Origin of the sequence: Paraburkholderia sp. SUR17 (assembly GCF_029536165.1) — a bacterium.
Lineage (GTDB): Bacteria > Pseudomonadota > Gammaproteobacteria > Burkholderiales > Burkholderiaceae > Paraburkholderia > Paraburkholderia kururiensis.
Genome location: NZ_CP120509.1, coordinates 1,642,926 through 1,655,157, shown reverse-complemented (window position 1 = coordinate 1,655,157; position 12,232 = coordinate 1,642,926). Strand labels below are relative to the sequence as shown.

At 66.5% G+C, this 12,232-nt stretch carries 10 protein-coding genes; 3 read left to right on the top strand and 7 right to left on the bottom strand.

The features are described 5' to 3' along the window. Positions 1-122: 122 nt before the first annotated feature. Positions 123-782: a nitroreductase family protein gene (locus tag P2869_RS24760; RefSeq protein ID WP_017775712.1), complete on the bottom strand. Its 660-nt coding sequence runs from the start codon at positions 780-782 to the stop codon at positions 123-125. A 456-nt stretch (positions 783-1,238) separates the two neighbouring features. On the opposite strand from P2869_RS24760, the gene P2869_RS24755 reads away from it, so the two are divergent. From P2869_RS24755 to P2869_RS24745, 3 genes are all read left to right on the top strand, one after another. Continuing rightward, positions 1,239-1,889, top strand: a complete 651-nt coding sequence (locus P2869_RS24755) for a BON domain-containing protein (RefSeq protein WP_017775713.1) — start codon at positions 1,239-1,241, stop codon at positions 1,887-1,889. 158 nt (positions 1,890-2,047) lie between these two features. After that, on the top strand, positions 2,048-2,341 hold the full coding sequence (locus P2869_RS24750) for a UDP-glucose 4-epimerase (RefSeq protein ID WP_199541848.1): 294 nt from the start codon (positions 2,048-2,050) through the stop codon (positions 2,339-2,341). A 623-nt stretch (positions 2,342-2,964) separates the two neighbouring features. Next, on the top strand, positions 2,965-3,414 hold the full coding sequence (locus P2869_RS24745; protein WP_017775715.1) for a CBS domain-containing protein: 450 nt from the start codon (positions 2,965-2,967) through the stop codon (positions 3,412-3,414). Positions 3,415-3,528: 114 nt separating this feature from the next. Here P2869_RS24745 and arcC read toward each other — a convergent pair whose 3' ends face one another. The 6 genes from arcC to P2869_RS24715 all read right to left on the bottom strand — a co-directional run bounded on the left by arcC (position 3,529) and on the right by P2869_RS24715 (position 12,147). Then, entirely contained in the window at positions 3,529-4,437 is a 909-nt protein-coding gene (gene arcC / locus P2869_RS24740; protein ID WP_017775716.1) for a carbamate kinase, read from the bottom strand. Positions 4,438-4,503: 66 nt separating this feature from the next. Beyond that, positions 4,504-5,502, bottom strand: coding sequence for an ornithine carbamoyltransferase (gene argF, locus P2869_RS24735; RefSeq protein WP_017775717.1), 999 nt, complete (start codon positions 5,500-5,502; stop codon positions 4,504-4,506). A gap of 125 nt (positions 5,503-5,627) precedes the next feature. Then, positions 5,628-6,845 (bottom strand): arginine deiminase, encoded by a 1,218-nt coding sequence (locus P2869_RS24730; RefSeq protein ID WP_017775718.1) that lies wholly within the window; start codon positions 6,843-6,845, stop codon positions 5,628-5,630. Between the two features lie 15 nt (positions 6,846-6,860). Next, on the bottom strand, positions 6,861-8,351 hold the full coding sequence (gene arcD / locus P2869_RS24725; RefSeq protein WP_277598236.1) for an arginine-ornithine antiporter: 1,491 nt from the start codon (positions 8,349-8,351) through the stop codon (positions 6,861-6,863). A gap of 264 nt (positions 8,352-8,615) precedes the next feature. Beyond that, the gene (locus P2869_RS24720) at positions 8,616-8,924 is read right to left on the bottom strand and encodes a hypothetical protein (RefSeq protein ID WP_277598235.1); all 309 of its coding nucleotides are present in this window, start codon (positions 8,922-8,924) and stop codon (positions 8,616-8,618) included. A 187-nt stretch (positions 8,925-9,111) separates the two neighbouring features. Continuing rightward, positions 9,112-12,147 (bottom strand): AMP-binding protein, encoded by a 3,036-nt coding sequence (locus tag P2869_RS24715; protein ID WP_277598234.1) that lies wholly within the window; start codon positions 12,145-12,147, stop codon positions 9,112-9,114. Positions 12,148-12,232 lie beyond the last annotated feature (85 nt).

Sequence of the window (12,232 nt, the reverse complement as noted above, 5' to 3'; positions counted from 1 at the left end):
TCGCGTTGATCTCGCGGGGGTTTCGCCGGAGTCCCGCTTGAGCCGCTTCGGTCACTCGGCCCCGCGCTACCTCCGGCATTTCATCTGCGGCATCTCACCTGCGGCATCTCACCTGCGACACCTCAACGCGCTGCCTGCACCGCAGGCAGGCCCACTGTCTGCGCGAGGATGGGCAGCTCGTCTTCGTTGAGGCTCAACGCATCGGAAAGCACGCGATGGTTGATCCAGCCCCGCACCACCGTGGCGAGCCCCGCCGATGCGCAATACAGCGACACGTTCTGCGCGATGGCGCCCGCGGCCACGGCGGCGAACGTTTCGCGCTGCGACTGCGGCATGCTGAGCAGCGCCGACATACGGATTACGTAGACGAGATCGAGCGGCGCCGCGCCCACGAAGTCCTGATAGCCCGTCATGTTGCGCGCGTCCACGGCGTGCTTGAGCACCAGCCGGTGTTGCGGCGCGTCGTAGCGGTACACGCCGTTGGGCAGCGCCGCGTAGATGTCGACCTCGTTGAATGCGTGCGCCGAGGGCGCGGTGCGCCCGCCCGTGAGCGGCCGGTTCACGCCGTCCGCGGCCCAGAGCAGTTCGCCGAGTATGGCGGGCGAGAGCGACGTGGGCGCGAACTCGCGCGTGCTCGTGCGAAACGAAAGCGCCGTCATGAGCGGCAGGCCCGAGCGCAGGTCGGGTTGCGGCAGCTCGATGACCGGCGGGGTTTCGCCTTGCGGCTTCGGCGGCTGCGTGGCAGGCGCCGGCTTGTATGTCAGGAGTTGCTTCTGGCTCATGTCCCACTCCGTTGTGCGTGACGGTGGATATTGGTGCGCGCGAGCGCCGCGCGCTGCCTTTTCACGATAGCGGGTTGGCGCCGGGGCGCGCTTGATTTCAGTCAACCGGCCCGGTGGCGTAAAAGACCTTTCCATCGAAGTACCCGCGCCGCAGAGGGGGCGGGTGTCGGCTCGATTCGAACCGGTTGCGACCGCGCGTGCGCATCGCGTTTTGTGTGCGTCGCGTGATGGGCCAATTGTCTCCAGAAGGCCGAAATGAGGCGCTGGGGGCGCCGTTGACCTGCATCAGAAACAGGCCCCCACCCGCATGCAAAGCTGGGTCTGCATGGGCGAGCCTGCGTGCCTGGATTTCGCAGGCAGACAGCCCGGGTGAACGGGTGCACTTATCCGGCTCGCTCATTTGGCAAGTCATTTGGTAACTCATCTTGCAACTTCAGCGGCAGCGAGGAGAAGGCGATGAAGACGGACGCGCAATTGAAGCAGGACGTGGAAGACGAACTGGAGTGGGACCCGGCCGTGAAGGCGACGGACATCGGCGTGGAAGTGTCGGACCGCATCGTGACGCTCTCGGGGCATCCGTCGAGCTACGCGGAAAAGGTGGCGGCCGAGAAGGCCGCGCATCGCGTGGCGGGCGTGAAGGCCGTGGTGGTGGAGATGCACGTGCGGCTGCTCGGCGACGACGTGCGCACCGACGAAGATATCGCCAACGCCGTGCGTTCCGTGCTGCGCTGGACCGTGGGCCTGCGCGAGGACGACGTGAAGGTGCAGGTCGAGAAGGGCTGGGTCACGTTGAGCGGCGAGGTGGAGTGGGCGTATCAGAGCCACATTGCGAATCGCGCGGTTTCGCAGATGCGCGGCGTCACGGGTGTGTCGAACCGCATCGACGTGCGCGGCGACGTGGATTCCGAAGACATCGGTACGAACATTGCCAAGGCGATGCAGCGGCACGCGGAACGCGAGACGAAGCACATCCAGATCAAGGTGCAGGACGGCACGGTGACGCTCTCGGGCAAGGTGGGCTCGTACGCGGAGCGGCAGGTGGCCCGCGGCGCGGCGTGGTCCGCGCCGGGCGTGCGCGCCGTGATCGACAACCTCGTCGTGGAGTGATGCGCCGTGCAGCGGATCGACATGAATCATGCAACGCATCGCGCACCTCGCCACGCAACCCGCGATGCCACTGAAGCAACCGGCACGGCCAGTGCGATGCGTGCAGTGCATGCGGTGAGTGTGGTGACGCAGCGGCGCGCCTGCCACAGGAGCCAACCATGACCATCCTCGGCAACGTACACGAAGGGCACTGGTCCGTGGCGGTGGAGACGGCGCCGGCGCCGGGCGGCGCGCCCAGGGTGCATGGCGCGCATGAGGTGCATGGCGCGGACGGCTCGCACGGCTACGTGTGCGAAATCTGCGTGACGCACGAGCGGGCCGGCGACAAGCTGTTCGAGCACCGCTTCCGTCACGCCCGCACGTTCGCGAGCGAGCGCGAGGCGGTGCTGGAGGGCCTGCGCGAAGGGATGACGTGGATCGAATTGAAGATGGCGAACGCGTTCGACATGTGAGAAGACGCGTTCGAGAGGCGAGCGCGCGGCAAGCGGGCTACAAGCGGGCTGCAAGCGCCGCGCGCTTCGCGGGAATCGCGGGAATCGCGTCAGCCCTCGTTGCGCGCCGGGGCAGGCAAGCAGGTTGCGGTAGCGGACCTGGTCAATGAGGAAGGCGAGGCCGCAGGCAATGCGGAAGGCGATGCGGAAGGCAATGGCCCAGGCGCCGTCGCACCAGGCGACACCGCGGGCGACGCATCGGCGGGCGAACTGCCCGGCGCGTTTTGCGGCATCGAAGCCGCGGGTTTGCCGTCCTGTCGAATGGCGTGTTCGACACCGGGCGTCAGGACGTAAGGGACGAATGCCGCAAGGGCAATCCATAGCAGAACACCGGCAACCATGTTGCTCTCCTCGAGTGAGCGACGCCGCATGACGGAAGGTCTGGGATGCGTGGAAAGCGTCGCAATAGCTTCAATTTACGAAGCGAGCCGCGGTGGCTGTTGATGGAACTCAACCCATTGGTGTGCACGCACACGAAAGCAAGACCGGGCGCGAGGGCACATGAAAAGTCGCACGAAAAGTTGCACGAAAGGTCGCACGAAAGCCCGGCATCAAGCGGGCAAAACGTATCCAGGAGGCGTGAAGTGAATGCAGCAACCATCTGTACCCGCGATGTCGTCACGTGCCGTCAGGACACCACGGTGCTCGAAGCGGCACGGCTCATGCGCAATCACCACGTGGGCGATCTGATCGTGGTGGAGGAGTCGGCGTCGGGCCGCATTCCGCTCGGCGTGATTACGGACCGCGACATCGTGCTTTCCGTCGTCGCGAAAGAGGTCGATCCCGCGAAGCTCTTTGTGAGCGAGATGATGTCTACGCCCGTCGTATCGGCATACGAATGGGAAGACGAGTGGCAACTGCTGCGCCGTATGCGGCTGCATGGCGTTCGCCGCCTGCCGGTACTGGGCGACGCGGATGAACTGATCGGCATCGTCGCGTTCGACGACCTGCTCGAAGCGGCCTCGGGATTTCTCTCCGAGCTATGGCTCGTGACAGGCCGGCAATCGCACTTCGAGGAAAAGCACCGTACTTGAGGGTTTTAGGCGGCGAGTTGCGACGCGGAGATTCGAGGCGGACATGCCAGACAGAGATGCGTGGCGAGATACGGAGCGCCCCGCCCCGCCACGCCCCGCATCAAGCCCTGAACGTTACCCCGTGACCCGCGTGCCCGCCGTACCCTTTGCCATCTCTTCGATCCGATCCAGCGCGCCGATCACCGCAGGGCGCCCCGTCTGCGTGGCGAACGCGCAGGCGGCTTCCACCTTCGGTCCCATCGATCCCGCCGCGAACGGCATCTTGCGCAGCTCCGACGCCGCGACCTCGCGCAGCGCACGCTCGCGCGGCGTGTGCCAGTCGAGGTAGACGGCGTCCACGTCCGTGGCGATCAGCAGCAGGTCGGCTTCGAGCTGCTGGGCGAGCAGGCTGCTGCACAGGTCCTTGTCGATCACGGCTTCCACACCCGTGAGCCCCTTGCCGTCCGGCGCGGTGGCCACCGGAATGCCGCCGCCGCCCGCGGCGATCACTACCGTGTCGTGCGCGAGCAGCCAGCGAATCGGGTCGATCTCCACGATGCGCTGCGGTTTCGGCGACGCCACCACGCGCCTGAAGCCGGCGCCGTCCGGCGCAATGGACCAGCGGTTGCGAATGGCGAGCCGTTCGGCGTCGTCCTTCGGGTACACGGGGCCGATCGGCTTGGTGGGATGGCCGAACGCCGGGTCTTCGGGGTCCACCTCCACGCGCGTGAGCAGCGTGGCCACCGCGCGCTCGCGCGGCAGCGCATTCGCCAGCTCCTGTTCGAGCAGATAGCCGATCATGCCTTCAGACTCGGCATCGAGCACGTCGAGCGGCGTGGCCGAGGCGTTGCCGCCCGCTGCCGACTGCAGCGCGAGCATGCCGACCTGCGGCCCGTTGCCGTGCGCGACCACCAGCTGATTGCCGGCGGCGAGCTTCGCGATCTGCGATGCCGCGCGCCGCGTATTGGCGATCTGGTTCGGAATGGTGAGCGGCTCCGAGCGTTTGAGCAGCGCGTTGCCGCCAAGGGCGACGAGAATTCGCATGAGGATTCCTTCGTTGGCTTGTGCTCGCCGGCGCGCCACGCCTTCGCGTGGCACGCCGGCGCCGTGCTAGGCGAGGGTGGCGACGAGCACGGCCTTGATCGTGTGCATGCGGTTTTCCGCCTGCGAAAACACGATGGAAGCTTCGGACTCGAACACCTCGTCGGTCACTTCGAGTTCCGTGAGGCCGTACTTTTCGTGGACCTGGCGCGCCGTTTCCGTTTCGAGGTTGTGATACGACGGCAGGCAGTGCATGAAGCGCGCACGCGGCTTGCCGGTGGCACGCATCAAAGCCGAGTTCACCTGATAGGGCTTGAGCAGCGCGATGCGCTCGCCCCAGGCATCCACGGGTTCGCCCATGGAAACCCACACGTCCGTGTAGACGAAATCCGTACCCTTGACCGCTTCTGCGGGGTCTTCGAGCAGTTGCACGCGCGCGCCCGTGGTTTGGGCCAGCTCGCGCATCTGTGCGACAAGATGCTCTTCGGGCCAGAGGGCGCGCGGCGCGGCGATACGCACGTCCATGCCCATCTGCACGCCGCCGATCAGGAGCGAGTTGCCCATGTTGAAACGGGCGTCGCCCAGATAGCAGAACGACATCGTATCGAGCGGCCGTTCGCCGAACTCTTCCATGGTGAGCAGATCGGCCAGCACCTGGGTGGGGTGGAATTCGTCGGTGAGTCCGTTCCACACCGGCACGTGCGAATACTGCGCGAGGTCTTCCACCGCGGTTTGATGGAAGCCGCGGTATTCGATGCCGTCGTAAAGACGGCCCAGCACACGCGCCGTGTCCTTCAGCGATTCCTTGCGGCCCAGTTGCGAGCCGGCCGAATCGATATACGTGACGTGGCCGCCCTGGTCGTGCACCGCGACTTCGAACGCGCAGCGCGTGCGCGTGGAGGTCTTCTCGAAGATGAGCGCGATGTTCTTGCCGTTCAGGCGCGGCACTTCGTTGCCCGCGTACTTCGCGCGCTTGAGTTCAGCGGCGAGGTCGAGCAGAAAACGGATGTCGCGTGGGCTGAAGTCCTGCATGTTGAGCAGGCTTCGATTGCGAAGATTGAATGCCATGGTGTCGGTTTCCTTGAGCCGGTTGGGGCGTCTTGAAGAGGCCGGCGCACAACGTTTCCGTAACGAACGGCAACGAACGTGCGAGGTGCGAGGTGCGACGTGAACCGTGCGCCGGCCGCGTGAAGTCAGATGGGGTCGCGCTCGATGGGGCAGGTCATGCAATGGCCGCCGCCGCGCCCGCGGCCCAGTTCGCCGCTCGGAATGGTGATGACTTCCACGCCGGCCTTGCGCAGCAGCGTGTTGGTGTAGACGTTGCGGTTGTAGGCCACCACCACGCCGGGTGCGAGCGCGATCACGTTGTTGCCGTCGTCCCATTGCTCGCGTTCGGCTTCCCACTCGTCGCCGCCGGTGGCCACCGTGCGCAGCTTCGGCACGCCGATGGCGCCGGCCACCACGTCGAGGAACGGCGCGGTTTCGGCGCGCACGTCGAGTTCGCCTTCGCGGTCGCCGGGGCGCAGGCTGATGGTGTGAATGCTGTTCACCACTTCCGGGAAGATCGTGACGAGATCGTGGTCGCAGAACGTGAACACGGTGTCCAGATGCATGGCGCCGCGCGAGCGCGGCAGTTGTGCCGCGATCACGCGCTTTACGCCCTGCTGCGCGAAGAGGGCGCGCGCAAGCTGCGCCACGCCTTGCGGCGAACTGCGCTCGCCCATGCCAATGGCCACCACTTCGGGCGAGAGCGGCATCACGTCGCCGCCTTCTATGGTGGCGCCGCCGTGGTCCACGTCAGGGTCGCCCCACCAGACGCGCGGGCCGCCTTCGAAGAGCGGATGGAAGCGGTAGATCGCGGTGGTGAGCAGCGTTTCCTGCCGGCGCGCGGGCCAGTACATGGAGCCCAGCACGACGCCGTTGTTGATCCAGCAGCTGTTGTCGCGCGTGAAGAGCGCGTTGGGCAGGGGCGGCACCACGAAGCCCGCGTGATCCAGACACTCCGCGGTGATGCCGGCCGGGCGGAACGGCAGCTCGGCCTTCACGATGCCGCCAATCAGACGCGTGGCGAGTTCATCGGCCTTCATCTCGTCGAGCCAGGGGCGCAGTTGCGCCGCGAGTTCGCCGTCCATCTGCCCGGCCGCGAGCTTGCGCGAAAGAATCCATTCGCGCGCTTCGGGGTTGCGCACCACGTCGGCGAGCAGGTCGTGCGTGTCGAACACTTCGACACCGCGCTCCTGCATCGCGCTCACGAATGCGTAGTGGTCGTTCCTGGCCTGGGTGACCCACAGCACGTCGTCGAACAGCAGGTCACGGCAGTTGGCCGGGGTGAGCCGGGCCTGGGCCAGGCCCGGACGGCAGACGATCACCTTGCGCAGCCTGCCGGTTTCGGAATAGACGCCAGATATCACGATGTGTTCTCCGCGTTACAGACTGAGGCTACCGGTGGCGAGCAGCCACGCGGCGGCAATGGCGAGACCGACGATGGCAGCGAGAATCACCGCTTCGAACGGCTGGAAGATGCGCGCTTTCTGCTCGCGCTTGGCCCACGCATAGAGCACCACGCCCGGCGCATAAAGCAGCGCGCTCAGCAGCAGGTATTTGAGGCCCGCCGCATAGAGCAGCCAGCAGCAATACACCACGGCCAGCGCTCCGATTCCGATGTCGCGATACCGCGCGCTTTCGCCCGCGGTGTAGCCGTCGCCCTTCACCGCGATCAGCGCCGCATAGACGGCGGAGAACAGATACGGCACGAGGATCATCGACGTGGCGAGCGAGATCAGCGCGAGGTACGTCGCGTTGGAAACCAGCGTGACGATGAGGAACAGCTGCACGAGCCCGTTGGTGACCCACAGCGCGTTCGCGGGCACGCCGTGCTCGTTCTCGCGCTTGAGGAACGCGGGCATCACGCCGCCGCCGGCAGGGGTGAACAGCGTTTCGGCAGCCAGCAGTGTCCAGGCAAGCAGCGCGCCGCCCACCGAAATCAGCAGCCCGATGTTGACGAGCACCGCGCCCCAGGTACCCACTACCTTCTGGAGCACGCCGGCCATCGAGGGGTTCTTCATGCCCGCCAGCTCGGGCTGCGAGACGATGCCGAGCGAGAGCAGCGAAACGCCCATCAGCAGCGCCAGCACGACCACAAAACCCAGCACGGTCGCGCGGCCCACGTCCGAGCGCTGCTGCGCGCGCGCCGAATACACGCTCGCGCCTTCAATGCCGATGAACACCCACACGGTAATGAGCATCGTGCTCTTCACCTGATCGAGCACGCCGGGCAGCTTCGGATTACCCCAGAAGCCCGCGGAAAACTCCTGCGCGTGAAACGCCGCAGCCGCAATGGCGATGAAGAGCACGAGCGGCACGATCTTCGTGACGGTGGTCACGGCGTTGAGCACGGCTGCGCTGCGCACGCCGCGCAGGATCACGAAGTGCATGATCCACAACGCGACCGAGGCACCCACGATGGCCGCGCGCGTATTGCCCTCGCCGAAGATCGGAAAGAAGTAGCCGAGTGTGCCGAACACGATCACGAGGTAGCCGACGTTGCCTATCCACGCGCTGACCCAGTAGCCCCACGCGGAGTTGAAGCCGACGAAGTCGCCGGCGCTGGCGCGCGCATACGCATAGATGCCGTTGTCGAGCTGGGGCTTGCGCAGCGCGAGCGTCTGGTAGACGAAGGCGAGCATCAGCATGCCGGCGCCGGTGATGAGCCAGCCGATCAGCACGGCGCCGGCGCCCGCGCCCGATGCCATGTTTTGAGGCAGCGAGAACACGCCGCTGCCGATCATCGAACCCACGACAAGCGCGGTCAGCAGACCGAGTTTGAGACGTTGGGGGGACGTTGTGCTTGAAGAAACAGGCGGCACGGGCGCCGCGCCAGGCGGTGTGCCATGCAGGTGACGAGCCAGGGGTTTCATGAGAGGTACTCCAGTGGGGAGACGTCTCATTAAGTCATGCGAAACCGGGGCGGCGTTTGATGTGGATCAGTCAGGGTTAGTCGGGATGACCGATTCGGGATGCGGCGTGATGAACCACTACGGAGCTATTGCGCACGGCGGTGTACGAGACATGCCGTGTGCATTTAGATGCCTTTTTTATGGTGCTTTTGTGTCGCGCGAGGAGGAAGAGGAGGAAGAAGCGGAAGAGGCGGCGAGCAGGCGCAGCATTGCGCCCAACCGCTTTCAGGCCGGCGCCTGCTCCACCAGCATGTCGCGCAACGCAGCGGCAAACCGCTGCAACGAAGCCACGGACCCGGCCACGCTCTGATACTTCTCGCGGCCAATCTGTCCGTCGAGCGTGACGAGCATGCCCGCTTCGCGAGCAAGCGCGAGCAGCGTATCGGCCTCGGCGCAGACATCGGCGCTTGAAGGCTGCGGCTGGGCATGTTCCTGCGTGCGTGGCTCGCCAGCGTATGGCGTACCGCGGCGCTCCGGTTCGGGATAGACAGCGCCGGCATCGCTGTAGCGGGCAACGGACATGGCGTAGGACATGGCAGGTCTCCTTGGCCGCGTAGGGGAACGCCGGGCAACGTCAATGGAGCGAGGAGCATTGGAGGCGTTGCAGGCGGTGCGGCGAAAACGTTCTTTCCATGAACCCAGTATCGGATAGCGCGTGCGCCACCGAAATCAGACCGTGCTGAACTTCGCGTAAGGGATCGCCGACGCCTTCAGCATTTCCCTACACGGCGGGCGGCGTCTGCGGCGCGCCAACGGCGAGCGCCGGTTCGCCGCAGTGCAAAAGAATGGCGGCGCGCGTGCTGTCGCGTAGTTGCGTCATGGCGGCAAAGTCGCGGCCTTCGGGCCAAATGGGCGGCATCACCGTCACGGTGACGGACCCGGCGCGCGGAATCCATTCGCCGTCGCGCATCGCAGCACGCATGCCGTTGAGCGCGACGGGCACCACGGGCCGCTGCGCGAGGCACGCGGCGCGAAACGCGCCCAGATGGAATTCGCGCAAGCCCGCCGCGCGCGTGAAGGTGCCTTCGGGAAAGAACAGCAGCGCGTCGTGCCCCGGTGCGGTTGCGCTTTCCACGAGCTTCGCCTCGTCTTCGAGGCTGCGCCGGTAGTCGGTCCGTTCCACGAAGCGTGTGCCGAGCGCGCGCAGCAGGCGTCCCGCGAAGGGGCGCGTCGCGAACTCGCGTTTGGCCACGAAGTTCACGGGCGGGGGTAACACAGTGGGCAGCACGGCGAGCAGCACCACGGCATCGAGATAGCTTGCGTGATTGGCCGCGAGAATAGGACGAACCGCTGTGGTTTTCGCGCCGCTTGCATGAAGTTCGGTTTCGGGTTCGCCCTTGATGTTCACATCAGCGCTCACCTCAGCGTTCACCTTAACGCTCACATCGAGACCCGCTACGCGCAGGAACAGCCGGCAGGCGCCCGAGGCGATACGCCAGTTGCGCGGCACGTTCCGGCTGAACGCGATGGCGAACCAGACGGGCGGCGCGAGCAGCGCGAAGGCGATCCAGCAGTAGAGGCCGCGCGCGGTGCGCTCAACGCGTTGCACCGCGCGACGCCAGAGCGGCGCGAGGCTGGCTGCGGCGATATCGGCGAGTTGCCGCCACACGCGGTGTTCGGGCAGCCGTTTGCCGTGCCGCTCGTAGCATTCCAGCGTCGCCGCGTGGCGAATCTTGCCGCCCGGCGTCTTCAAGATGCTGTGCGGCGCGACGAAGCCGATTTCCTCGGGCGGCGCGCCGTATAGCGCGATCGCGGCGGCGTTGATCCGGGCCTGCAGCGCGGCGTGATCGGTTCCCGTAGCAGTATCGGCAGGCGAAGGCGCTGCGGTCTCCACGACGATGACCACGCGTTCGGTGCCGCTGCGCGTATCCGTGCTGCCGCAGACGGCCACGCCGCCCGGCACGACGCCGGGCAGGCGGCCGATCGCGTCTTCCAGTTCGTAGGGAAAGAAGTGGCGTCCGCCGCGAATGATCATGTCCTTCACGCGACCCGTGATGAAAAGCTCCGCGTGGGCCAGGTAGCCGAGGTCGCCCGTATCGAGCCAGCCGTCGCGGATCAGCCGCGCCGTCTGCGCCGGGTTGCGATAGTAGCCGCGCGTAGCCGACGTGCCGCGAAACTCGATGCGCCCTACGCGCCGCTCGGGCAGTTCGAGCCCGTCGTCGCCGACGATGCGCAATGCCGTTCCGTCAAGCACCGTGCCGCAGCTCACGAGTTCGAGCGCATTCGCATCTGCGGAGCGGGAGGGCACCGCGATGCCCCGAGCGTTGAGCGGCTCGCGCTCGATCCGGTCCACACTCAAGCCGCGCCCCGGCTGCGGGAAGGTCAGGCCGAGGGTGTTTTCGGCGAGTCCGTAGACGGGCGTGATGGTGGTCTCGCGCAACCCGAATGGAGCGAGACGCTCGGCGAAGGCGCGCATGGTGGCCGGACTCACGGGCTCCGCGCCGCAGAATGCATAGCGCAGCGACGAGAGGTCGAGCCCTTCCAGATCGCGCTCGGGCAGTTGATGCGCGCAGCGCTCGTAGGCGAAGTTCGGTGCGGCGGTGATCGTGCCGCGATAGCGCGCAATCATCGCGAGCCATCGCTGAGGCCGCGCGAGGAACGTGAGCGGCGAGGTCACGATGAACGGCAGGCCGTAGTAGAGCGGCGCCATCCACGCGCCGATCAGTCCCATGTCGTGATAGAGCGGCAACCAGCTCACGAGCACGTCGTCGGCGTCCACGCGCATGCGCGTGCCCATGGCGCGGAGGTTGGCGAGCAGGTTCGCGTGCGTGAGCACGACGCCCTTCGGGTCGCCCGTGCTGCCGGAGGTGTACTGGAGCAGCGCGATGTCGTCGGGCGAGGCGGCGGCCGGCGCTTCGAATGGCCGCGGCACGATCTGCGCGGGCGTGACGACGTGCTGAAGCGTTGCTACGCGAATGCGCAGCAGCCGTGCGACGGTGGCGACCTCTTCGAATGCGATCAACACCTTGACCCGGGCGTTGGCGAGGATCGCGGCGTGCCGCCGCACATGCTCTTCGATCTGCGCGAGGCTCGCGGGCGGATAGACAGGCACGGGAATCGCGCCGCACATCAGCACGGCCATGAACGAGACGAAGTAGTCGCAACCGGTGGCGAGCATCAGCGCAACGGTGTCGCCGGGGTCGACGCCGAGCGCGCGCAGGCCGCCTGCCATGTCGCGCGCCCGGCGGTCGAGTTCGCCGTAGGTAAGTGGCGTTTCCGTGAGGCCGTCTTCGAGCACGATCAGGTGCGTGCGCTCGGGGTGACGCCCGGCGTGCCAGGCGAGGGCGGCGGTGAGGGTGAGGGCGTCGGCGGGTTCGTCGAGAGCGGGCTTTGCCGGGGTGATCTGCGGCGTGGCGGGTGCAACGGCGACGATATGCGGTTCAGCGGGTGTTGCCTGCGTGGCGGCGTTCTGTGCTGCGGTTGTTGCTGTGGCTGCCGTCATCGCTTGCAGGGCACGCAGCACGTCGGCAGGCGTGAGCGCCGACGCGAACGTCTCCACCGGCAGCGGCGTATTGAAGGCCTGTTCGATGCGCGTGAGCAGTTCGGCGCGCGCGAGGCTGTCGAAGCCGAGGTCGCGTTCGAACTGCGTATCGAGGCGAATGCGGCCTCGCACGTGAGCTTCGCCGCGCAGTTCGCCGGCAAGCTGGTCGATTACGTCGGCTAGCTGTGAGAACTGCGGTGCAAGCTGAGGTGAGCGCCGCGGTGCTTCAGTCGCCGCGCCGGGCGATTGTCGTGATGGAGCCGGGACCTCGTCCATCGCAGCCTCCTTGTGGTGTTGGCGCTCGCATGGGCAAGTCACGTGGACCATGCGCGCGCACCCCTTCATGCAGTCGCTTCATGTG